The organism is Alteromonas sp. ABH4_452 (assembly GCF_056311825.1).
Window position 1 is genome coordinate 862,844 of sequence record NZ_CM149973.1, and the last position, 22,994, is coordinate 885,837.

The 22,994-nt window shown below is 45.1% G+C and carries 16 protein-coding genes; 6 read left to right on the forward strand and 10 right to left on the reverse strand.

Annotation, left to right across the window (positions count from 1 at the left end):
* Nucleotides 1-103 precede the first annotated feature (103 nt).
* Genes ACYX4N_RS03760 through ACYX4N_RS03775 form a run of 4 tightly spaced genes read right to left on the reverse strand, consistent with a single transcriptional unit; the run spans nucleotide 104 to nucleotide 4,213 of the window.
* Entirely contained in the window at nucleotides 104-325 is a 222-nt protein-coding gene (locus tag ACYX4N_RS03760; protein WP_476055647.1) for a hypothetical protein, read from the reverse strand.
* A 47-nt stretch (nucleotides 326-372) separates the two neighbouring features.
* Entirely contained in the window at nucleotides 373-684 is a 312-nt protein-coding gene (locus ACYX4N_RS03765) for a helix-turn-helix domain-containing protein (protein ID WP_474804341.1), read from the reverse strand.
* Entirely contained in the window at nucleotides 681-2,957 is a 2,277-nt protein-coding gene (locus ACYX4N_RS03770) for a peptidase domain-containing ABC transporter (RefSeq protein ID WP_476055648.1), read from the reverse strand. Before ACYX4N_RS03770 ends, ACYX4N_RS03765 begins: the two co-directional genes overlap by 4 nt.
* Nucleotides 2,958-2,959: 2 nt before the next feature.
* Complete coding sequence (locus tag ACYX4N_RS03775; protein ID WP_476055649.1) at nucleotides 2,960-4,213, reverse strand: HlyD family secretion protein; 1,254 nt, start codon at nucleotides 4,211-4,213, stop codon at nucleotides 2,960-2,962.
* 432 nt (nucleotides 4,214-4,645) lie between these two features.
* On the opposite strand from ACYX4N_RS03775, the gene ACYX4N_RS03780 reads away from it, so the two are divergent.
* Nucleotides 4,646-6,190 (forward strand): hydroxymethylglutaryl-CoA reductase, encoded by a 1,545-nt coding sequence (locus ACYX4N_RS03780; protein ID WP_476055650.1) that lies wholly within the window; start codon nucleotides 4,646-4,648, stop codon nucleotides 6,188-6,190.
* A 76-nt stretch (nucleotides 6,191-6,266) separates the two neighbouring features.
* Here the strand turns inward: ACYX4N_RS03780 and ACYX4N_RS03785 are convergent, their stop codons facing one another.
* Nucleotides 6,267-9,602 (reverse strand): amidohydrolase family protein, encoded by a 3,336-nt coding sequence (locus tag ACYX4N_RS03785; RefSeq protein ID WP_476055651.1) that lies wholly within the window; start codon nucleotides 9,600-9,602, stop codon nucleotides 6,267-6,269.
* Nucleotides 9,603-9,861: 259 nt separating this feature from the next.
* On the opposite strand from ACYX4N_RS03785, the gene ACYX4N_RS03790 reads away from it, so the two are divergent.
* On the forward strand, nucleotides 9,862-12,078 hold the full coding sequence (locus tag ACYX4N_RS03790; RefSeq protein ID WP_476055652.1) for a molybdopterin oxidoreductase family protein: 2,217 nt from the start codon (nucleotides 9,862-9,864) through the stop codon (nucleotides 12,076-12,078).
* 173 nt (nucleotides 12,079-12,251) lie between these two features.
* Here the strand turns inward: ACYX4N_RS03790 and gorA are convergent, their stop codons facing one another.
* The 5 genes from gorA to ACYX4N_RS03815 form a co-directional block, all read right to left on the reverse strand.
* On the reverse strand, nucleotides 12,252-13,601 hold the full coding sequence (gene gorA / locus ACYX4N_RS03795; protein WP_476055653.1) for a glutathione-disulfide reductase: 1,350 nt from the start codon (nucleotides 13,599-13,601) through the stop codon (nucleotides 12,252-12,254).
* A gap of 242 nt (nucleotides 13,602-13,843) precedes the next feature.
* On the reverse strand, nucleotides 13,844-15,148 hold the full coding sequence (nosR, locus tag ACYX4N_RS03800; protein WP_476055654.1) for a response regulator c-di-GMP phosphodiesterase, NosR family: 1,305 nt from the start codon (nucleotides 15,146-15,148) through the stop codon (nucleotides 13,844-13,846).
* A gap of 65 nt (nucleotides 15,149-15,213) precedes the next feature.
* Nucleotides 15,214-16,893, reverse strand: coding sequence for a sensor histidine kinase (locus ACYX4N_RS03805; protein WP_476056414.1), 1,680 nt, complete (start codon nucleotides 16,891-16,893; stop codon nucleotides 15,214-15,216).
* A gap of 11 nt (nucleotides 16,894-16,904) precedes the next feature.
* On the reverse strand, nucleotides 16,905-17,729 hold the full coding sequence (locus ACYX4N_RS03810) for a phosphate/phosphite/phosphonate ABC transporter substrate-binding protein (RefSeq protein ID WP_476055655.1): 825 nt from the start codon (nucleotides 17,727-17,729) through the stop codon (nucleotides 16,905-16,907).
* Nucleotides 17,730-17,751: 22 nt separating this feature from the next.
* The gene (locus tag ACYX4N_RS03815; protein WP_474856461.1) at nucleotides 17,752-18,312 is read right to left on the reverse strand and encodes a response regulator; all 561 of its coding nucleotides are present in this window, start codon (nucleotides 18,310-18,312) and stop codon (nucleotides 17,752-17,754) included.
* 305 nt (nucleotides 18,313-18,617) lie between these two features.
* Here ACYX4N_RS03815 and prlC point away from each other — a divergent pair, with 305 nt between their 5' ends.
* The 4 genes from prlC to ACYX4N_RS03835 all read left to right on the forward strand — a co-directional run bounded on the left by prlC (nucleotide 18,618) and on the right by ACYX4N_RS03835 (nucleotide 22,982).
* The gene (prlC, locus tag ACYX4N_RS03820) at nucleotides 18,618-20,654 is read left to right on the forward strand and encodes an oligopeptidase A (protein ID WP_474856460.1); all 2,037 of its coding nucleotides are present in this window, start codon (nucleotides 18,618-18,620) and stop codon (nucleotides 20,652-20,654) included.
* 6 nt (nucleotides 20,655-20,660) lie between these two features.
* Nucleotides 20,661-21,362, forward strand: a complete 702-nt coding sequence (locus tag ACYX4N_RS03825) for a DNA-3-methyladenine glycosylase I (protein ID WP_476055656.1) — start codon at nucleotides 20,661-20,663, stop codon at nucleotides 21,360-21,362.
* A 187-nt stretch (nucleotides 21,363-21,549) separates the two neighbouring features.
* Nucleotides 21,550-22,347: a bifunctional demethylmenaquinone methyltransferase/2-methoxy-6-polyprenyl-1,4-benzoquinol methylase UbiE gene (gene ubiE, locus ACYX4N_RS03830; protein WP_269918560.1), complete on the forward strand. Its 798-nt coding sequence runs from the start codon at nucleotides 21,550-21,552 to the stop codon at nucleotides 22,345-22,347.
* Nucleotides 22,347-22,982, forward strand: a complete 636-nt coding sequence (locus ACYX4N_RS03835) for a ubiquinone biosynthesis accessory factor UbiJ (RefSeq protein WP_476055657.1) — start codon at nucleotides 22,347-22,349, stop codon at nucleotides 22,980-22,982. Before ubiE ends, ACYX4N_RS03835 begins: the two co-directional genes overlap by 1 nt.
* Nucleotides 22,983-22,994: the final 12 nt, after the last annotated feature.

The window sequence follows — 22,994 nt, forward strand, 5'->3', positions numbered from 1 at the left end:
TTGCTAGCGGGTTGTGGGTGAAGAGTACTGTTTTTAAAAAGCGCAACATATAGACAGTTGGTAAACACCGGCTATCCATATGCTGACGCTAAGGGGGTTAAAGCTATGACAAAATATCCGGTAGTTTGCCTCCGCCTTCACCAATAGCCATGGTGATATAAACCGGTTCTTTGGGGGCAGGGCCAACTACCGGTGAGGTATCGCTTAAACGAACGCGTAGACCGCCGGATACTTCAAACAGTTGCGCTTCCGCTAAAGCAACGGGCTCGGTGCTTGCTGGTGGGTTTAGATTTGCTTGGTTGTGATTTAGTTGATGGTGTTTCATAAAGTACGCTCCTTGTAGTGGCGTGTTGAGTGAAGAAGTGGGTGCGCTTAAAGCGAAACCACTTCTCGGTAAAGGGTTCGAAAACAGCAGGCGATAAGTGCTGAACGGCTACTGATATTGAGTTTTTTATAAATGTTGGCGCAGTGAAACTTAACGGTTCGCTCGCTGATAAATAGCTCAGAAGCGATCACTTTGTTAGAGCGGCCTTCCATAATTTTGTGTACTACCTGTAGCTCACGTTTCGACAAACAGTCCATGGGAATAACGGCGCCACGAGCGGTTATGCCACTTGCATCTATTTGCATGCGCTCAGCAGCTGTCATCAATACTGCGGGTTCTCTTACTTCATGGTTTTTCATAGTGTTTCTCCGTGTTTACCAGATGTTGCGCTTCCTGTTACTTCAGAGGGAGAGCATGGTTGTAATGTGCCTTGTTCCAGACGATAAACTTTGTCTGCCATGGCGATAGATTGGGGGCGGTGTGCCACAATAATTCGGGTCATATTCAGGGATTTGAGGTGATGATTTATCTGAGCTTCATTGGCCATATCTAGATGGCTGCTCGCTTCGTCTAAGAACAAAATGTCAGGCTCTTGATATAGTGCTCTTGCTAAAAGCAGGCGCTGCTTTTGCCCACCGCTTAAACTGCTACCCATATCGCCTACTAGCGAGTGATATTGCATAGGCATATGCATAATGTCGTGATGGATACAGGCAAGCTGTGCTACATAAACCATCTTCTTGAGGTTCGGGACTTCTTCAAAACAACAGATGTTTTGCCCAATAGTACCGCTTAAGCAAGCGTCTTCTTGAAGTACAGAAGCGATGACAGGGTTTACAGAACTAGGGTGCTCTATACTACCTTGCGAGGCTGGATAAAGGCCCATCAAGCACTTTAGCAGCGTGCTTTTACCACAGCCGCTGCCACCTGTAATGGCTACGATTTCACCGGTTTTCACTGAAAGTGTCAGGTTTTTAAATACCCACTCACTATTTTCCCCATAGCGGTAGCTAAGTGACTTCACCCTAAGCGCGGTAGCATCTGTCAAAGCGCTACCGTCAAATGTGTTTCTTTCCAGTGAGTTAGCATTGGGCAGGTTGAATAGGGGAGAGTTAGGTGAATCTGAGGTAGAGGCCGAGCGGTTACGCGTTTGTGTACTTTGAACGCCGAGCGAACGATCAGTGTTATATAGCGGCTGAACTTTAGTTTTTTGCTCTACTGGTGTAAGTAAAATATCGCTTAAGCGGTTGAAATGAACGCCTAGCATATTAAGCTCTATAAGCTTATTTACTATACCGTCGATAGCACCTACAAACCTTGTCTTATATGCCATAAAAGCCAGCAACATGCCTATTGAAAGGGAACCTTGCATGACAAGGTTCGCGCCAATATAAACAACGACTAGGTTTTCAACGCCAAATAGAAATTGGTTTGCCAGTGTGCTACCTATGTTAAATTTCCCTAAGGTGATGTCTTTGTTAAGTGTTGCAACTAGCTTGTTCTGCCATAGGCCATGGCGCTGTATCTCTTGCCCATACACGCGAATAGGTAAAATTGCCCGCACACTTTCCATGAAGTGGCTCTGTTCAGTAGCGGCCAGAGCAATGCGCTCAGTGGTATGCCTTTTAATGAATGGTAGAAGTCCCAGACGAATGGCCAGATAGATAAGCATTATCACCACGACCACTAAAGTAAGCTTGAAGGAATATAAACTCATCACGGCCAAGGTGACGATTGCCATTATTCCATCTAGCATGGCGGCAACGACCCCAGTGGTTAGAAACTCTCGAATGCTAGCCAGTGAACCAAAACGCGATACCACATCACCAATATGGCGTTTATCAAAATAGTCTAAGGGAAGGGCTAAAAGATGTTTGAATACAGATGCAGACATCTGTAGCTGTAGGCGGGATGAAACGGACAAGATAACGAACTTTCTTATACCGCTTGTAAAGGTTTCTATAACCAGTAATAGGGCAAAGCCAATAGCAAGAGCTTTGAGCAAGGCCTCGTTATTGTAAATTAATACATCATCAACCACTGTTTGCATGTAGTAAGGTGCAGCAAGGGCAAAAAGTTGCAGTACTATTGATAATGCGAAAAGCGTTAGTAAGTTGCGTTTAAAGCCGATGGCACGGGAGAAAAACTGAGTAAGCCCAAGTTGAGGCGCAGACTTTTTGGGGCTAAATGTGTCACTTGGTGAGACCTCAAGCGCAATCCCCGTAACGTACTTTGAGGCTTCTTCAAAATTGAGCTTTCTTTTACCTAGGGCGGGGTCATGAACGAAAATATGCTTCCCTCTCACTTTTGTCAAAACAACAAAGTGGTTCATATCCCAGTGCAAAATGGCTGGGCAAGATAACTGCGCAAGATGCTCCATTTCTATCTTTACCGCTCGGGTTTGAAAGCCCAGGTCACTGGCAATTCGCATTACGTCTTTTAAGGTCGTTCCTCGTAATGACACGGATATGCTTTGACGCAAAGTATTAAGGTCGCGCTTATCGGAGTAGTACTGTGCAATCATTGCCATACAAGCAAGTCCGCATTCAGCCGCTTCGCTTTGCAGAATAACCGGTACCCTGCTTGTTGTATGAAACAGTTGTGCCGAAAGAGGGTGTGTTAAACTCATCATGATTACAGCTTCCCTTTAATGCTATAAAGCGGTTCCATTAACCATTCCATAAGCGTTCGTTGACTTAATTGAACATCTGCCGAAAATGTCATGCCTGCTTTCAATGAAATACTGCTGCCGTAAGCCAATACTTCGTTTGTATCTAAGGTGGCAGTAACCAAGTAGGCTGGCTCGCTAATTGAAATAGGTGCATCGGGAAGTTCTCCCGGTAAAACAAGCGACGAAGAAATATTAACTATCTCGCCAAACTGAACACCAAACTTTTGATAAGGGAAGGCGTCATATCGTATGTGTAGGGCTTGGCCTTCTTGTAAAAATCCTGCTGAGCGCACGGGTACTGCGATTCGCGCTTGAATGTCAGCATTTTGAGGGAGTAGAGTGAGTAGAGGGCGAGCGCTGTCAACGGTATATCCCGTCTTTACATGAAGGCCTGATATCACGCCGCTGCGAGGGGCATAAATTATCTCTTCAGCATTACTTTTGTGACTCACAATTTGTTGGGTGAGGTCGCTATAAGTATTCTCTATATTTGCCAGCTCGTTGGCTTGTTGCTCAGGCAAGGTAGCGAGTTCATGATTTATTGCTGCTATGTTGGCTTGCTCGCTATTCCAATCCTTTTTTGCTAAAGCTAGTTTCTGCTCTGCATTTAAGCGATTAAGCGAATGGGTTTCAAAGTCGGCACGGCTAATATGTCCCTGCTTAAGTAAGGTTTGTGCTTTTTCCCATTGTTTAGATGCTAGAAGCCACTGTGATTGGGTTAGAGCAATAATGTCTTTCAACGTTTCTGAGGTATGTTTAGCCTGGGAAAGCTGCTCTTCCAAGCGCTGCTGCTGGGCTAGGTGCAAAGTGCGCAGGCGCTTAATACTTTGGTGAGTTCGGTTTTGTTTCGATTCTAGTTCGGCAAGTAACTGGGTACTGACTCTATGGCCTAATGCATCCTCGCTGCTGTAGCTAATTTTTATTAGCGGTGCGCCCTTTTCGACTAATTGACCTTCACTGACTATAACGTCGAGCACTTTTCCTCGCCTTGCGTCTGAATAAAGCTTGAAAACACCATGGCTGGGTTCTAGCCATCCAGTTACCGAAGCTTTTCGCGCATAACTTTCCATGTTCAGGTAAGCAGCAACCGCCACAATCCACACGACAAGCAGCCCAGCTATTGCTGAATAGGCTGGTTTAGGGGTCATTAAAAAGCTCCCCTCAACGGCATTTGATTGCTCATCAATAACTTCTTTTCTAAACAACCCTGTTCTCATCTTTATCCCTATATAATTCGCTACTTGCGCTTGGGGTCCTGTTAAAGCAACCCTTTTTCTAGGTGCTAGTTAGCACATAAAGAGTATCTGGCTGCCGCTTCCATATCGGCGATTAATCCTTGGTATCGTAATCCGTGACGCCTCCGTTTTGTTACTACCAGATACCTTGTGGTCAACGTTACTGCAGTGACGGTATTTACTTTAGGCGGAGTGAGAACTTGATGAATGGTGCTTAAGGTCTATTTTTCTGTAGCATGCAGCCTCATTGGGCTTGGCGCATTTTTGAAAGCGCTTGGCCTAAATTTGAAAGTTGATATTGCACAAGAAAACGGCGAAGAGATGCAAAGAAGTCATAGAAGTGTCTAAAGAATGTGCTATAAAAAACAAGGAAATATGAAAATAACACGGTAAGAATACGTAAAAGGAAGCAAGATGTTTGTACCCAGCATACTTTTAAAACAACTTTACACACGTGCAAGCCTTACAAAAACAAATAAAGGCTTATCTTTTTCTCTTAAAAACAGATTAAAAGACGCGACAATCAAGGAAGTAAAATGGATTTCCCTTGATGGAGAGAAAATCCCTGAAGAAAAAATTTCACTCCAGCTTACCCCCGATTCCTGTATTTCTGTTGAAGCGTTAAATAAGTCGGACGGCGAGCCGTTTGGCTTGCGTCAAACTATTACCGTTCACTTAGACATCGACGAAGCACCTTGTCCGGAAAAGCGAAAGCTAGGTATTTGTTTTTCTGCTTCTCCATTCGGAAAACTTAAATTTGAAGTAGAAGATAATATTACGGCGCCAGGACAACGCAGTGCCTTTATTCCTCGTGACGATATGGATGACTATGGCGAAAGCATTATAAAAACACGCCAAGAATATTTTGAAAGCGCTACAGGCAAGAAAATTGACCACGTAGGTAAGTACTCAATCGACCCGCAAGCGCTTAAAGGCAATATCGAGCATTTCATTGGCGTGGCGCAGGTTCCTATCGGTATTGCTGGGCCTTTGACTATAAACGGCGAACACGCTCAAGGTGATTTTGTAGTACCACTAGCGACTACTGAAGGCACATTGGTAGCGTCGTACAACCGCGGTATGAAGCTACTTAACATGAGTGGTGGCGTAACGGCAACAGTAGTTGATGATGCCATGCAGCGCGCGCCGGTATTTATCTTTGAAAATGCGCGAGGTGCCAGAGACTTCGTTAAGTGGATAAAATCAAACTTTGAAAAGATTAAAGAAGAAGCTGAAGCGACCTCAAGCGTGGCTAAGCTAACCTATATCGACCACTTTCTGTCTAACAAATTTGCGTTTTTACGGTTTAACTTTAAAACCGGTGATGCTGCAGGTCAGAACATGGTTGGACGCGCAACTTTTGCTGCCTGCGGGTGGATACTCGACCATTACGAGGGAATAGAGAACTTCTATCTTGAATCTAACTTTGCTACCGATAAAAAAGCCTCTCAAATAAACATTATGCGTACCCGTGGTAAACGGGTGACAGCTGAAGCCACTATTAAACGAGAGCATTTGTTAGAAGTAATGCGTGTTGACCCGAAGCAAATCGATTATCACGGCCGTGTGGCTGGAGTAGGGTCTTTCTTATCTGGTGTGAATAACACCGGTCTTCATTCGCCAAACGGTATTACTGCTATGTTTATAGCAACAGGGCAAGACGTAGCCAACGTATCTGAATCGTCAGCGGCCATGATGTATTCCGAACTTACCGACGATGGCGACTTATATGTGTCTATCACCATACCATCGCTTATTGTGGCTACCTATGGCGGTGGTACTGGTATTGGTACCCAGCGAGAGTGCTTGGAACTGTTAGACTGCTACGGGCGAGATCGCGTGTATAAATTTGCAGAAATCGTGGCGTCGGTTGTGCTGGCCGGTGAGATATCGCTAGCGTCAGCCATTAGTTCGTCAGACTGGGTGTCGTCACACGAACAGTATGGGCGTAACCGGTAGCAAGTAAATTTAACTAACGGAAAGTAAAAAGGGGCTTCACATTATGTGAAGCCCCTTTTGTTTAGCGGTTCATTTACTAATGCTCCCAATGATAGTGGTGCGCTTTCGCTTCCACTTCATCAGCCGTTTGTTGCGGCATAAAGGTCGCATTGTCTTGTTCAAAGAAGAACGGTTTACGTTTTTTCTTACTGCCTACTTCGTTCATGGTGGCCGACTCGTATACGCGTCCATTTAGTACAGTGTATTCTACGAATTCACTCTTTCTAATGTCGCTAAGCACATCGCCATCAATCACAACTAGGTCAGCAAGCTTACCTTTTTCGATACTGCCAAGATCTTTGCCCATACCTAGGTGTTTCGCGCCATCAATAGTACCACCGCGTAGCGCTTCCCAAGGCGTGAAGCCGCCTTGTTCCATGATCCACAGCTCCCAGTGCGCTGCTAAGCCTTCACGCTGGCCGTGAGCGCCAATATGTACACTGACCCCATTATCTCGAAGCTCTTTGGCGTAGCTTGCTACGTTTTGATGGTTGTACTGATTTTCCGGTGCAGTAGGTCTTCGAATAGCTCGTCTATCTAGAATGGTTGACGGGGTATAGCGAAGAAGGCGCGGGTTCTTCCACACTTCTGTTTTATCGTACCAATACTCTTCACCCATCATGCCGCCGTACGACACAACGAAGGTCGGCGTGTAGCCAAACTCTGTGGCTTTCCATAGTTGAGTGACGTCGCTATAGCCTTTCTCTACAGGAATGCTGTGCTCAAGACCCGTATGGCCGTCTACCAACATAGTCAGATTCTGCTGTAACTTACCACCACCCTCAGGCACCACCATCATCTCTTGATTTTTTGCTGCCCACAGCACTTGCTGACGCTGGTCACGACGGGGCTGATTGTAGCTTTTCACTGAAATAGCACCGGCTTCTTTCAAGCGCTCTACGTGGAAATAGGCATCTTCATAATTGTTGATAATCGCTTTGTAACCTAGGCCTTCTGCACCGTATAAAATCGTGCCAGTGGAGTAGATACGCGGCGCAACAATATCGCCTTTACGCTGTAATTCTGCCGCAGCAAAAATTTCTGTCGTGTCGTTTGAAGGGTCATGAATGGTAGTGACACCGAATGACACGTTCGAGTACTGACTCCAGTTTTGCTGAGGAATAATCTCATTGCGGCCCTGTGAGCCGTGAGCGTGCGCATCAACAAGCCCTGGGATAATGGTTTTACCCGTTGTATCTATTTGCATTGCATCATCAGGAATGGTCACATCACCACGTTTACCCACTGCTTCAATGCGGTTGTCTTTAATCAGCACAACGGCATCTTCAATCACCTCTTGGGTGTTGTCGGCATCGCGCATGGTTACCACTTTACCGCCAACCAAAGCTTTGTAACCAGATGGCTTGTCAGCTTTAGTGGTAAACGACAAATCCATACCTTCAGCTACCGGCTCAGGTAAGGTTTCCGCTGCGCCATCTACAAAGGCAAAGGCTTCATCAAGTGAACGGCTAAATAGCGTAGGGCCGTTAAACCAGCTAAGGGTTTTATTGTCAGGCGACCAGGTTAGGTATTCACCTGCACGGCTTGAGAGCTGCGTTACCGGCAGTGAGGTCATGTTCGGGCCTATGGTAATGCGCTTGCCATTTTCGACAAACGGCGCCACGTAGGTTTTGAACTGGTAAACAAACGCAACCCACTTCTTATCGTGTGAAAGTTTGTACTCACTTACCTTATCTGCACCATAAAGGTGAGTTCGCTTGTCGTTACCTTTAAGATTTACGCTTGAAAGCTGAGTTTCGTAGTAAGCTTCGCCGCCCGCTGATTCGGTGAAATACACTCGGTCATCGTTACCCGCGAAATGCGCGTTGTAGCCGCCTTCAGAGACTTTTTCTACGGTGTCTTCTTCAAGGTCTGCTACGTAAATTCCAGGCTCAACTGAGTATTTCGAGTCTAGCAGGTAGCCGCCTGTAAACTTGCGGAAAACTACTTTCTCGCCATCGTCAGAGAACGACGGTTCGATGTAGTGGCCTGGCTGCTGGGTAATAACCTTTCCTTTACCGCCGCGAGCAGAAACCACGCGAACGGTGCCTAAGTCTTGGTCATTCCATGTCGTATAAACAATCGACTTTCCGTCGTTAGAAAAACGCGGATAGTATTCGTCATGGTCGTTTTGTTTCGTTAAACGCTTAATTTTGCCAGATTTAACGTCGCGTACATAAAGTTTACCTAACGCTTGGAAGAGTACGGATTTACCGTTGGGCGACATTTGAGACCAGCGGATCATGCGAACGTCAAATTCATCAGGTGCGACATCTACGTCAAAACGTAACGCATCGGCAAATTTCACCGTGCCTTCAACGGTCACGTCCATGGTGCTGGTCGTTTTATCTTTCACGTCGATGGTGTGGAACTTACCACCTGTCCAATATACGATTTTGCTGCTGTCTGGCATCCAGTCGAAGTAGGCAAAATAACCTTCCGAACCAAAACCTTCCTGCATATCTCGCTCTAGTTCTAACGTTAGTGGTGTTTCTACACCTGTTTTGATGTCTTTGATGAAAAGCGCGGTTCTATCTTTAACGCGACGCACAAAAGCGATGTATTTACCGTCTGGTGAAGGAGTGGGCACTACCGCGCCGCCTGTACCGCTTATATAGCGGCTTTCTTCACCGGTTTCGCGGTCGTAGCGAGTGATAGCAAAAATGCCTTCTAACGGGTCGCGGTTATATTCAAAGCGGGCACCCGGCACTGTATTCTCGGTAAAGTAAATGTACTTACCGTCATGAGAGAATACGGGGTCGGCAATGTTTTGTTGGTCGCGCTTTCCGCTGTTACGAGCTTTAATTTGTAGGCCGTCACCACCTGATTTGTGGTACATCCAAATCTCTCCCGCCGGAATACTGCGGCTAGACATGATGCCTTTGGTTACCACTAGGTATTCGCCGTCTGGGCTCCATTTAGGAGAGTGGATAAGATTGCTTTTCTCTTTGGTTACCTGACGAAGATTACTGCCGTCAATGTCCATAACCCATACGTTACTTAACCCATCTTTATCTGAGATAAATGCGATCTGTTTGCCGTCTGGAGAAATTGAAGGGTGAATATTCCATGCGAAGTCTTGGGTAAGCGGGGTCGCATCGCCACCACTCATGCTCACTTTGTACAAGTCGCCCAGCATGTCAAAAACCATAAACTCGCCGTTTGGTGCAACGTCTAAGCTAGACCACGTGGTTTCGTTTGTTTTGATAGTGACTTCGTTTAATGCATAAGGTGGGTTGCTGACTTCCCACGTTTCAAGTTCGGATTCTGTTTTTTCTTCACTGTCGGTTTGGGCGTATAAAGTAGGTGCCACGCCCAAGCCCAGGGCGCTTACTAGCGTGATGGCCAGTAAACTCTTCTTTGTCGTTATCATAATTGTGTTTCCAACCGCTTGTTATTTATTTTTTGTCTACATCAGAGTACATGACTTAACATGAAGACACGTACTCTTGAATTGTAAAACTAAGGTTAATCTTACTGCAAAGTAGGATAGATTCACTCACCTAATGCGATTGTGGGTATAAAATTAACGTTCAACGAATGCACCATCACTTTCAGTGATGCTTGTCTATTACAGCAATAGTCGCTAATTTCGTAACAAGCTATTAACAACGAAATGTGTGGATATAATCGTGAGCGACGCTGAACAACAATTGCATTATTCTACTTGTACGCTTTGTGAAGCAATGTGTGGCATTGAAGTAGCGACGAAAGGCCGTCAAATATTGTCAATAAAAGGGGATAAAAACAACCCCTTTAGCCAAGGTCATATTTGCCCGAAAGCCAGTGCGCTCAAAGACTTATATGATGATCCTGACCGTTTAAAGCGCCCTGTAAAAAGGGTAAGACTTGAAGGAGGAGACAGCGCCTGGGAAGAGATCGGGTGGGATGAAGCCTTCGACCTAGTTACTAATAACTTGCACCGCATTCAACAGACCCACGGTAACAATGCGGTAGGTGTATATCTAGGAAATCCCAATGCGCACAACATGGGTTCAATATTATTCGGGCCTTATTTTTACCGTGCGCTGAAATCGCACAACCGCTATTCCGCTACTTCCGTTGACCAGTTGCCACATCACATTGTTAGTCGACGACTTTTTGGTCATATCTCTCAAATTCCTATTCCTGACATCGACCACACGCAGCATTTCATGATCATTGGCGGGAACCCGCTGGCATCCAATGGCAGCATTATGACAGTGCCAAACGTGAAAAAACGTTTGAAGGGTATTCAAAAACGCGGAGGGAAAGTGGTTGTTATCGACCCTAAACGCAGTGAAACCGCCGATATTAGCTGTGAACATCACTTTATAGGTCCTGGCAGTGATGCGCTCTTATTGCTGGCTATGCTGCATGTATTGTTTGAAAAGCAACTGCACAAAATGGATGAAGTTTTACCTTATGCTGAAGATATAAAAGCGGTTGAAAAATACGTTCGCGATTATTCACCACAAAAGGTGAGTGAGCTTACCGGTATTACAGCTTCACAAATCACTCAGCTTGTTTTGGACTTCTGCAATGCTGAGTCTGCAGTTTGTTATGGAAGGATGGGGGCTAGCGTACAAGCCTTTGGCACGCTCACTCAGTATCTCATTATGCTGTTCAATATGCTCACCGGAAACCTAGATAAGCGGGGTGGCATGATGTTCACCCAGCCCGCCGCTGACGTACTGCCAGTTTCAGGTAGGGGCAGCATGGGTGGATTTACCTCTCGCGTAAGAGGGCTTCCGTCATTTGCTGGTGAGTATCCGGTGGCGTGTTTAGCCGAGGAAATCTTAACCCCGGGAGAAGGGCAAATTAAGGCCATGGTAATTGGTGCAGGTAATCCAGTGGTCACTACGCCTAACGCAGAGCAGCTTGATAACGCATTTTCTCAACTCGATTTTATGGTTGCGGTGGATTTTTACGTTACCGAAACCTCCCGACATGCTGATGTCATTCTTCCTCCAGTAACCGCGCTAGAGCGCGACCACTACGACATTGTTTTTCATAACTTTGCCGTGCGAAATTTCGCTAAATACTCTGAAGCGGTGGTGGACATTGATGAAGATCAGCTTACCGATTGGCAAATATATCTGTCTTTGGCGGAAAGGCTCGACGCGCTAAACGGAAAAAACACCGCACACTATGCTGCGCTTTGGGACAAGCAGCCTAAAGGTGTGGTCGATGATTTGTTGCAAGCAGGTCTTTATGGTCGAAGCTCAAATAAAAACCAAGGCGCGGAGGCTAACTCAAGCGAAATTTCAAAGGCTAGTCCCACAAATGGATTGTCGATTGATGTGCTTAAAGCACACCCACACGGTATCGACTTAGGGCCGTTACAACCGTCATTGCCTCATGCCTTGTTCCATGAAGATAAAAAGATTCACTTAGATTTTGATTACTTCATGGCTGATTTAGACAGAGTTAATACGTATTTCTTTGGAAAAGCGAGCTATGTTACAGCGAAAAATCAGCCCCTCGTTTTGATAGGGCGCAGGCATATTAAAACCAACAATTCTTGGCTGCATAACAGCCCCCGTATGGTGAAAGGTAATAATCGCTGTACCCTACAGATTCATCCTGATGACTGCGTCAAATACGGCATTGAAGATGGTGATGAGGTATGCGTGAAATCGCGAGTGGGCGCGCTCACCATAGAGGCTGAAATCACCGATGCAATTATGCCTGGCGTGGTTTCTATACCTCATGGGTGGGGTCACAACAAAAAAGGTATTAAGTTGTCTGTAGCAAGTCAGCATCCAGGCGTGAACACCAACATACTTACTGACGACATGCAGGTTGACGAACTGTCTGGTAATGCAGTGTTAAATGGTGTGCCCGTTGAGCTAGAAAAAGTAAGTTAAGCATATAAAAAAACGGCATCTACTTAAAAGTAAATGCCGTTTTTCAGTGGTATGTTCAACAAGTAGGTCTTCTACTCATTGTGCGTTCACCTGTGAACTTTTATGTAGCTATCCTGAAAGAGTAACGCTAAAAAAGCTTTTCTACACTAAGTCAAACAGTGAAGAGCACACACTTAAGTCATAGTAACAAACTCTTCACCGCTGGTAGGGTGAATGGCCACACACGCATCAAAATCAGCTTTTGTTGCGCCCATTTTTATGGCAACAGCGAAACCCTGCAGAATTTCATCCATACCGTGACCAATACCGTGTAGGCCTACCACTTTTTCGTCTTTACCTGCACACACTAGTTTCATTTTGGTCATCTGGCGATGGCGGGTTACCGCCGTGTACATAGACGCAAAGCTAGAGGTGTACACTTTAATATTGTCCTCGCCGTATTCTTCAATAGCTTCTGGCTCAGTTAGGCCAATTGTGCCAATAGGTGGGTGACTAAAGACCACAGTTGGAATCATTGAATAATCCATGTGAGCGTCTTTTTGGCCATTGAATAAGCGTTCGCTAAGTAAGCGACCCGCTTTAATTGCCACTGGAGTAAGCTCTGCCTCACCGGTAATATCACCTACAGCGTACACGTTTTTGGCAGTGGTGTTTTGGTACTTATCTACTTTGACCGTACCGTCATCACTTAACTCAACATCGGTATTTTCTATATCAATTTTGTCGGTAGACGGCTTACGGCCAATTGCCCAAATTAAGCAGTCAGCTTTTAGCACTTCACCATTGGTTAGATGCACTGATAATTCGCCATCGTCAGCCTTTTCCACTTTCTCTACGCTAGCATGGTCGTGCAGTTTACAGCCTTCAGCGTGGATCATATCCACCAAGGTCTCATGAATGATGGGATCAAAATTTCTAAGCGGAGCGTGTTTGCGAACCACCAAATGTGACTCTGTTCCTAGCGCATGAAGTACACCAGCTAACTCAACGCCAATGTATCCAGCACCAACCACAACAGCACGCTTAGGCTGCTCTTTTAATGCAAAGAAACCATCAGAATCAATGCCGTACTCGGCGCCTTCAATATCCGGAATTACTGGGTGACCGCCAACGGCAATCGTAATATGGTCAGCCGTATACTTTTCGCCGTTTACTTCTACTGTATTGTTATCAATGAACTTTGCGAAACCGCGAATAAGTGTTACATCGTTTGCAGTAAGTACGCGGTCGTAAGAGGCATGAATTCGTTCAATGTAGGCTTGGCGGCTAGCAATAAGGCTGTCCCAGCTAAAGTGATTTAGTGACAAATCGAACCCGTATTCAGGCGCGTAGCGGTGTATAGCTTCAGCAATTTGGGCGCCGTACCACATGGCTTTTTTCGGCACGCATCCAACGTTTACACAGGTACCGCCAACGTCTTTTGCTTCAATAATAGCGGCTTTCTTTCCGTGCTTCGCCGCACGGTTTGCAGATGCGATACCACCGCTGCCACCGCCAATACAAATGTAATCAAAATGTGTCATTCAAAAAGCCTTCTTTATCGGTTTTACGATCGTGAACACAAGCATAAACGCTTAAACACGTTCGCACAGCAAATCATTTTTAAACGGTTCTGTTTGTAAGATTAATTAAAAGACCGAGGTTTGCCTAATAGTGTTTCAATTAGTTAGTCAATGGGGACAATGCAGATTAAATAAAAGGGCGTGGCGCAACCCGCCATAATTTATGTTGCGCCAGCCCCATTTAAGCTCAATGCCTTCAGAACTTACTCACTTATAGTAGCAGAAAGCTCTTCTGGTTCTATTTGAATACTAAACGCTTTTCCTCGCTCTTCTTCAAATTGCACGAGTTTTTGAATGGTAGCGTCACTAAATACGTGACCTTCAGGAAGGATTAGAATATGGCTATCGTTATATAAATTTTGAGCAAGCACCATGCCTGCTTTAAGCTGTGAAGCCTTCAATGATGTCGAAAGTAGCTTTGACGTAGTCACATCTTCTGCTTCGAGTAAAAGGTCCAAAAACTCGCCATCATAGCGGGTATTTCGGTGCTTTTTCATTTCTAATTTGGCATCGCGGGGGCTCATTTCAACGCCGCTCATTCTGCCGGTTACTAAGCGCCAATAATCTCTGGCAATCGCTAAAATGCGCGCCCCTGCGGGAATTTCTTTGGCAACTTTGTTATACAAACCAGAGCCATTGTAGTGCTCGAATTGAAACTCGATAATATCTGAAACTTGATGCAGCTCGTGAGCCGGCGCAAGGATCAGTGCAGCCTGTTTGGTTTGCGATAAATAATTTTGTTGCTGCTGATATTTAAGCTTTGAAAACGGCGCTTTAAAATCTTCGGTTTCAAGCCCTAATAGCCCAAGCTCACATATGAGACCTGCGTAGCGAACTTGTTTTATTTCGTCTTTCTCCAAACGTGCAATACGCGCAAGCTTTGAAGACAGCTCACTTACCTCAATGGCAAATTTCCCGTTAATGTTCGGGTTAATGCTAATCACGTTGAACAGCACTTGCTCCATGGCAATATTGTGCTTTTCAATTTTGTTAAGTGCAGCTTTAATTTGACGAGTACGCTTTTGGACCACTTGTTCTAGCGATGCATTCACATCTCTGAGCTTTCTATTCTGAAGGCGTGTAAGTTTTTGAAGACGCGTATTTTCAGCTTTTAATTTAACTCGCTCTAACCCTTCCTCAACTACTGCTTTTAATTCTTCGTTATCCCATGGCTTTTGAAGGTAGCGATGAATTTTTCCCTGGTTGACTGCTTTAATCGTGGATTCGATATCAGCATAGCCGGTAAGTACTACTCTAAATGTATCGGGATAATTAATAGCCACCTGTTCAAGAAGCTCAGCGCCAGACATTTGAGGCATCTTCATATCTGAGATCACAACGTGGACTTCGTTGTTGCTCATCAACTCCAGTGCCTTAGCACCGCTATCAGCAAGCAGCAGTGTAATATCCATAGTGAAGAGCGCACGTTTAATTGCACGAAGAATATTAGGTTCGTCGTCGACAAATAGGACGGTATAGGTTGTAGCTTGTTCAGTAGGCTCTGTCATAAAAATTATCCTTATACGCGACGTAACAACTATCACACGCAATGGCATGTTTTAACACTATTACTTTATGCATTATCAGCGTTACCATTACTTTGTAAGTCTTTGGATACGGGGTTGATAGGGAGCGCTAGCGTAAAGGTACTGCCGTCTCCTTCCGTGCTGCTGGCAGATAATGACCCACCGTGTTCTTGCGCGATACCAAATGAAATTGAAAGACCTAACCCCGTCCCTTGCCCTTCTGGCTTGGTCGTGAAGAAAGGATTAAACAGTTTATCAAGGTGACTAGGCGGAATACCGCAGCCTGAATCCTCTACCCGCAATTCTACAAACTCGCCAACCGTGCACGTTGTGATAATTATCTTTCCGTTTTTGCCGGTGGCTTCTATAGCTTGTCCGGCGTTAATGAGCAGGTTGGTAATCACTTGAGATATTTTACCAACGTTTATTTCTACATCCGGGATCCTTCCTAGATGGGTTTCTACCGTACAGATATATTTCAGTTGATTGTTAACCATCGCCAAAGTAGTACGTACACAATCATTAATATTGTGTTTTTGCATTTGATCGCTATCAACCCGTGAAAACAATTTAAGCCCTTTAACTATTTCAGCCACGCGCTGCAAGCCTTCACGAGAGTCACCGAGCAAGTCAGAAATATCTTCATTGATGAAAGCCATATCTTGTTTACCTAGCAATTTCTCTAGTTCAATCAGTGCTGCTGCCCGTTTGTTTTCATCCTTCTCGTCTAAAACAACCTGAATCTGTGAAAAAACCATTTGATAAGTCGCAACGTATTCACTAAGTGTTGAAATATTACTGCTTACAAAACCGACGGGGTTATTAATTTCGTGGGCAACGCCAGCGGCAAGCTGGCCTACTGATGCCATCTTTTCTGCCTGCAGAAGTTGCACTTGTGTTTCTTTTAAATCTTTGTTCGTTTCTTCTAACTGATAGTTTTTCTGATTAAGTAAAGCCGTTCTGTCTTGCACTTTTTCTTCAAGCAGCGTATTCAACTCTTTGAGTTCATCCTGCGCACGCTGACGTTGTTCATGTTCCTCTTTTAACCGCTCTACAAGTTGATTAAAAGCTTCGGCGAGCTCGCTTAACTCATCGTTGCCTCTAACTGGAACAAACACTTCCCTGTAATTATTGTGCTGAACTGCTTCACCAAGGTGTTTAGCACCCTGCAAAAGCTGCTGAAGCTGAGACATTAAAAACGAACCAAGTAAGTATGAGCACAAGCCAACTAGAACGAACTCCATCAAAGCGAGCGTGACGGTCCAGTTTCTCACTCTTGAGACCGACTCAGTTACAGAAGCGATGTTTAATCCAATTTCTACATAGCCGTAAACAGTGTCGTTGACCATAATGGGTGCGCGGGTATCGTATACCCCATCGTCAGCTGCTGACACCGACAAGTCTGCTTCAAAAGGACGGCTAAGCGCGACCTCGCTGCCTTTCTCTACAAACACATTGCCAAGTTTATCTTTTACCTTCACGTAGGAAATATTCGGGTTAGTTAGAATTTCAGATACATCTGCGTCGAGTGAAGCTAGGTCATAACTTAAAAAAGCATTTTTTGTTGTAGAAACGAAAAGCGCAACTGTGGTGTCAGCAGACTTTTTAATGTTGCTATCAACCAGATCGTTTAATAATTGGAACACGGTCACAATGAGCACCAGCAGCAAGAGCGCTGCGATGCTAGCAATGCCGGTTATTGTTTTAAATCGTAACGACAGCTTCATCTGCTCGTTTCTCATAGGTGTGGTCTAGAAAGCGATGCAATACCCAGCTCTCTAACGTCATTCCAATCGCTGTCGTTAGATTCAACAAATTCACTCAATCCAATTTTGCGAAGGATTGAAGACTTGCTAGTGTCATTAGATAATGCAATCAATGCATTAAGAATAGCTTGTCTATCTGCTAACGCCATTTTGGGGTGGGTGGCTATAGCGTGTGGCGTGTAACCTTTGCTTTCCCAAAGCACTCGTAAATCACTTTTCACTGCCTCGGGTGAGATGTTTAGCGTTCGATGAATGCCTCCACCTGCTTTAAAGAAATCGCGCTGAACCGACAAGTACACTGAATCGTGCGAATTTACATAACGCGGAATGAATGCAACGTTGTTATTGCGCAGGTGGGCGCTGGTAATAATAGTAGCCGCAAATGCCGCGGGCGCTGGGAAGGCTATTTCGGCACCATTTAGATCATCAATTGATTGAATAGTACTGTCCTGATGAACCACGATTAATCCGCGAATTTTCTTGTCACGTTGTCTCGCGAGAGAACGATAGCCTGCAGATTCGTTAAAAACTACAAAGTGATAGGGGTTCATGTAGGCAATGTCGTAAAGCCCAGCAGTCAAGTTTGCTTCGAAAGTGGGTATATCTTTAGCTGTCTTAAACTCGATGGCAAGCCCAGTATAATTACTCACATAATCAATAAGCGGTTGCCACCGTTCAGCCAAAGTTTTGGCTGACTGCTGTGGAACGACGGCGAAAGTTAGCGTTTTTGCGTTAGAAGAGAGCGTAACAACAGTAAGACATAGAGCTGTTAAAATGAACATTGCTAGCCGCGACATAGTGCACTCCCTCTCTTCAAAATTACATCGACATGAATTGTTCTAAGACATTCGTTAGATCATGGTTTGAGAAAGGCTTTTGAAGCGTTGCGTCAGCGCCTATTTCTAGCGCACGCTCAAGACTGATATCGTCTAGGGCAGAGATAACAATAATTTTTAAATCTTTGTGCTTGCTTTGATCTCGAGTGAATTCAATAACACTGTAGCCATCCATGCCTGGCATACTCAGGTCGAGGGTCATCACTTTAGGTTCGTACTGACTTAACATGATCCCGGCTTGGAATCCGCCGGTCGCAATGTATGAATCGAACCCTGCACGTCTAGCCACACGCTGTATTGATTTCGCTACCGGCATCTCGTCATCAACAATAAGAACAGATGGCGAAGCAACGCCTTTGAGTGCGTCAGGAATAGGCATATCGTGGCGTTCAAGGAACTCGATAAAGTCTTCAACTAGAATACGGTTGTTACCACGCCCTGGAAGCTTAAAGCCTTTAAGCTTCCCGCTTTCAATCCATCGAATTACAGTGCGAAGGTTCACATCGCAATACGACGCTATTTCGCCAGAGGTTAAGGTTTTCATATCTAAGCCTTGTAGATTTATTAATCAGAATTATAGCTGTTGTACTACATGGAGACAAAGTAGACAAAAGGATGAAATGTGACATTTGTGACAGAGGGCTTCGTGAGGTCACAAGTGGCTAACAACTTTATTTATATTTATTTAAGGTACGCTTCAAGCACACTAACCTCAACAAATCTTCGTGATCCTTACTTTCAAACTAGAAGTAACTTCAAGATAGGTCAACTGCGGCTTAAACAATAGCTTGCTTTTAGTCAACGAAACCCCATCATTATTCTATCAACGTGTTAAGAGTGAAAAAGATTATGACAACCCCTGCAATCGAGATGGTAGACGGCCTACCAATTTTTTCTGCTATTGAGCCTGCCTCTATAAAGCCAGCTATTGAAAAAGCCATTGAAGCTTGTAAAAGTGAAATAGAAGAAGTGGTAGCGTCGAATGATTACTCTTACAAGAATTTAGTATTACGCCTTGAAGAGGTAGACGACCGCTTAAGTAAAATGTTCTCACCTGTGTCTCATATGAACAGCGTAGTAAGCAGCGATGAATTGCGAGAGGCGCATGATGCGTGTTTGCCGCTTTTATCTGAATACGGTACTTGGGTAGGCCAGCACGAAGGCCTTTATAATGCTTATGCCTCACTAAAAGCGTCTGACGAGTTTGACACCCTGAGCGAAGAACAACAAAAAGTCATTGAGAACGCGGTACGCGACTTTACGCTTTCAGGTGTTGCCTTGCCTGCACAACAAAAGAAACGTTTTGCAGAAATCCAGGCAAAGCTTAGTGAGTTATCGTCAACCTTCTCAAACAATGTGATGGACGCCACCATGGGCTGGACCAAACACATTACCGATGAAACTGAGCTTGCAGGTATGCCAGAGTCAGCACTTGAAGCGGCAGCGCAAGCTGCGCATCAAAAAGACTTGCAGGGATGGTTATTTACCCTAGACATTCCGTCTTATTTGCCTGTTATGCTGTACGCGGATAATCGTGAGCTACGCGAAGAAATGTATCGTGCGTATGCCACAAAAGCGTCTGACCAAGGTCCGAATGCGGGTAAGTGGGATAACACCGACATTATTAAAGAGACCTTAACGCTGCGCACAGAGCTCGCTGAATTGTTAGGGTTTGCTAGCTATGCAGAGCGTTCACTGGCTACCAAGATGGCAGACTCTACCGATCAGGTAATAGGTTTCTTACGCGACTTGGCGGCTAAGTCTAAACCTCAGGCGGAAAAAGAGCTTGAAGAAGTAAGAACGTACGCCAAAGACAAACATGGTGTTACCGAATTAGCAGCATGGGATTTACCGTATTACAGCGAAAAGTTGAAGCAAGAAAAGTACACCATTTCTGATGAAATGCTGCGCCCTTATTTCCCTGAAGACAAAGTGCTATCAGGTCTTTTTGAAGTAGTGCATCGCTTATATGGCTTGAAAATCATTGAGCAGCCTGGCATCGATACCTGGCATAAAGATGTACGTTATTTCACTATAACCGACGATGCTGACGCATTGCGTGGCAGCTTTTACTTAGATCTGTACGCCCGTGCTAAAAAACGTGGCGGGGCATGGATGGATGAATGCCGAGTACGACGTGAAATGATAGACGGCGAGCTACAGCTACCAGTGGCGTACCTGACCTGTAACTTCAATGCCCCTGTTGGCGATAAGCCTGCGCTGTTTACTCACGATGAAGTCGTCACCCTTTTCCATGAGTTTGGTCATGGCATCCATCACATGCTTACAAAAATGAGTGTGGCTGGCGTATCTGGCATTAACGGTGTGCCTTGGGATGCTGTTGAACTACCAAGTCAGTTCTTAGAGAACTGGTGTTGGGAAGAAGACGCTCTAAACTTTATTTCTGGTCATTATGAGACTGGAGAGCCGCTTCCAGCTGATTTACTCGATCGCATGCTTGCCGCTCGGGATTACCAGTCTGCTATGCAGATGGTACGTCAGCTTGAATTTAGTCTTTTTGATTTCTTACTGCATAGCGAAAAGGGCAGCGAGGTAGACGTACAGGGCACATTGGATAAAGTGCGTGAAGAAGTTGCCGTAGTTATTCCTCCATCGTTTAACCGTTTCCAAAACGGCTTTGGTCACATATTTGCTGGTGGCTACGCAGCGGGTTACTACAGCTATAAGTGGGCTGAGGTTCTTTCTGCCGATGCCTACAGTAAGTTTGAAGAAGATGGCATCTTCAATCGCGACACAGGCAAAGCCTTTTTAGAAAACATTCTAGAAATGGGCGGCAGCAAGCCTCCTATGGATTTATTTGTTGCCTTCAGAGGGCGCGAGCCGAAGGTTGACGCTTTGCTTCGTCATAGCGGTATAAAGGGCTAGGCATACATGAAAGAGTCGAAGTTAGAGTCTTTCCAATCTATATACCGCCGTGCGTGCGAGCGCAAAGGCGGTGAGAGGGAGCTTGAGGCAATGCTTCAAGCTCCGCTTTCTAAAGCGCAAACTGAAGCCATTAGTGATGATCGCTTTTTAGCAGCTATGACTAAGCAAGTTTTCAAATCTGGCTTTGTATGGCGAGTCATCGAGCAAAAATGGCCAGATTTTGAAACCGTATTTTTCGGTTTCAACGTGGATAAAGTGTTGCTGATGCCAGATGAGATGCTAGAACAAAAAGCGTCGGATAAGCGCATTGTTCGCAACTATAAAAAAGTGATGACTGTGCGAGATAACGCCATGATGATTAAAGACGTGGCTATGGAGCACGGTAGCTTTGGCAAGTTTGTCGCCAGCTTTGATAAAGACAACATCACCGAACTATGGGCGTTTTTGAAAAAGCGCGGCGCGCGATTAGGTGGAAATACAGGCCCGTACATGCTTCGGGCAATAGGCATTGATACTTTCTTGTTCTCTCGTGACGTTGAAGATTACTTGCGAAAAAACGAAGTTATTGATGGCGGGTTAACATCGAAAAAGTCGCTGTCTGCAGCAAATTCAGCGTTTGCCCAATGGCATAAAGAAAGTGGCCGTTCGCTGCAAGAAATCAGTTCCATTGTCGCATTTAGCTGGGGCACGAATAATCTTACAACGTAATACGGATTAGGACTATTTAGGGCTTCTTTGCGTATATTAAAAGCAGGCGTGCATCTCGCAGGCTAATGCAGAAGCAAAGCTAGCAACTTGGCTTTCAATATGAGGCAGACAGGCATAAAGCTTTTGCTTCAGCACACAATCCTATACACTTCGGCATTAATAAAAATATTCAAATTACAGGACTGTCATGAGCGACAATCAAACTCCCGCTACGCAAGCAGACTCTGCAATCGACAATGCTAGCGAGCATACGACACACTTCGGTTTTAAGCAGGTAGATAAAGGGCAAAAAGCCTCTTTGGTTGCTAATGTTTTTGATTCCGTTGCTGCGAAGTACGACGTAATGAACGACTTTATGTCAATGGGAGTACATCGTTTATGGAAGCGATTTACCATTGATTGCAGCGGTGTGCGTGCGGGTAATAAAGTACTGGATATTGCAGGTGGTACTGGCGATTTAACCGCTAAGTTTTCGCGTTTGGTGGGCCCTACAGGCCGCGTCACGTTAGCTGATATTAACTTGTCTATGCTTAAGGTGGGGCGTGATAAATTGCGTGACCGCGGTTTGGTTAGCAATATTGATTATGTACAAGCCGACGCAGAAGCGCTGCCGTTTCCTGACAACCATTTCGATGTGGTGACCATGGCATTTGGTCTTCGAAACGTGACGGAAAAGCAAAATGCACTGAATTCTATTTTTCGTGTGTTAAAACCCGGTGGTCGCTTACTGGTTTTAGAGTTTTCTAAGCCTACGTCAGAGCAGCTAAGTAAGCTTTACGACATGTATTCTTTCCACATCTTGCCGAAAATGGGGCAGCTGGTGGCGAATGATGCAGAAAGCTACCAATATCTTGCTGAAAGTATTCGCATGCACCCTGATCAAGAAACATTAAAAGGCATGTTTGAACAGGCTGGATTTGAACAATGTGATTACCAGAATCTAACCGGTGGTATTGTGGCTCTGCACAGAGGCTACAAGTTTTAATGCCTACGTCAGCGCTTGTTACCGCTACGGTTGAAACGGCTCTAAACAAACTGCTGTCTTTAGATGAAGACAGCGAAAAAAGGTTAAAAGCCCTTAACGGCGCGAGACTTACCGCGTTTATTTCGCCGCTGCCTTACGGTATCACCTTGTCTTTTTCTGACCGAGTAGACGTACTCTGCGAGCAAGGCTCGTTCGAAGACGCCGTCGCCTCCCTTGGGCCGAAAGACTGTTGTATTAAAACGTCGCTACAGACTTTGCCTGAATTAAAAGAAACCAGCCAGCTGACCCGCCTTATTCAACAAAAAGCACTCTTTTTAGAAGGGGAGCTTAACGTTGCCCAGCAAGTCAGTGCTTTGTTTCAGCAGCTCGACATCGATATTGAAGAGTTGATTGCTCAAAAGACCAATGACGTCATCGCACATCAAACCGTGAAAACGGTAAAAACAGTGCATGAGAAGTCGATGGCGGCGTTAGCGTCTATGGCGAAGGTCTTCGGCAATGCCGTGGTAGAAGAAAAACAGCTGGCTGCACATAAGCTTGCGGTAATACACTTTAGTGATGAAGTGAATGCGCTTCGCGACAGGGCAGAAAGTGCCGATGCGCGACTGCGCCGTTTAGAAGAAAAATTTAAGTAAGATTGAGAGAAA

What these genes read in the sequence shown, in the direction of transcription:
- ACYX4N_RS03765 (WP_474804341.1), bottom strand. Translation starts at nt 684, where the DNA reads ATGAAAAACCATGAAGTAAGAGAACCCGCAGTATTGATGACAGCTGCT.
- ACYX4N_RS03825 (WP_476055656.1), top strand. Translation starts at nt 20,661, where the DNA reads ATGAAAGAGTCGAAGTTAGAGTCTTTCCAATCTATATACCGCCGTGCG.
- ACYX4N_RS03815 (WP_474856461.1), bottom strand. Translation starts at nt 18,312, where the DNA reads ATGAAAACCTTAACCTCTGGCGAAATAGCGTCGTATTGCGATGTGAAC.
- gorA (WP_476055653.1), bottom strand. Translation starts at nt 13,601, where the DNA reads ATGACACATTTTGATTACATTTGTATTGGCGGTGGCAGCGGTGGTATC.
- ACYX4N_RS03775 (WP_476055649.1), bottom strand. Translation starts at nt 4,213, where the DNA reads ATGAGAACAGGGTTGTTTAGAAAAGAAGTTATTGATGAGCAATCAAAT.
- ACYX4N_RS03780 (WP_476055650.1), top strand. Translation starts at nt 4,646, where the DNA reads ATGTTTGTACCCAGCATACTTTTAAAACAACTTTACACACGTGCAAGC.
- ACYX4N_RS03785 (WP_476055651.1), bottom strand. Translation starts at nt 9,602, where the DNA reads ATGATAACGACAAAGAAGAGTTTACTGGCCATCACGCTAGTAAGCGCC.
- nosR (WP_476055654.1), bottom strand. Translation starts at nt 15,148, where the DNA reads ATGACAGAGCCTACTGAACAAGCTACAACCTATACCGTCCTATTTGTC.
- ACYX4N_RS03805 (WP_476056414.1), bottom strand. Translation starts at nt 16,893, where the DNA reads ATGAAGCTGTCGTTACGATTTAAAACAATAACCGGCATTGCTAGCATC.
- ACYX4N_RS03770 (WP_476055648.1), bottom strand. Translation starts at nt 2,957, where the DNA reads ATGATGAGTTTAACACACCCTCTTTCGGCACAACTGTTTCATACAACA.
- ACYX4N_RS03835 (WP_476055657.1), top strand. Translation starts at nt 22,347, where the DNA reads ATGCCTACGTCAGCGCTTGTTACCGCTACGGTTGAAACGGCTCTAAAC.
- ACYX4N_RS03760 (WP_476055647.1), bottom strand. Translation starts at nt 325, where the DNA reads ATGAAACACCATCAACTAAATCACAACCAAGCAAATCTAAACCCACCA.
- prlC (WP_474856460.1), top strand. Translation starts at nt 18,618, where the DNA reads ATGACAACCCCTGCAATCGAGATGGTAGACGGCCTACCAATTTTTTCT.
- ubiE (WP_269918560.1), top strand. Translation starts at nt 21,550, where the DNA reads ATGAGCGACAATCAAACTCCCGCTACGCAAGCAGACTCTGCAATCGAC.
- ACYX4N_RS03810 (WP_476055655.1), bottom strand. Translation starts at nt 17,729, where the DNA reads ATGTCGCGGCTAGCAATGTTCATTTTAACAGCTCTATGTCTTACTGTT.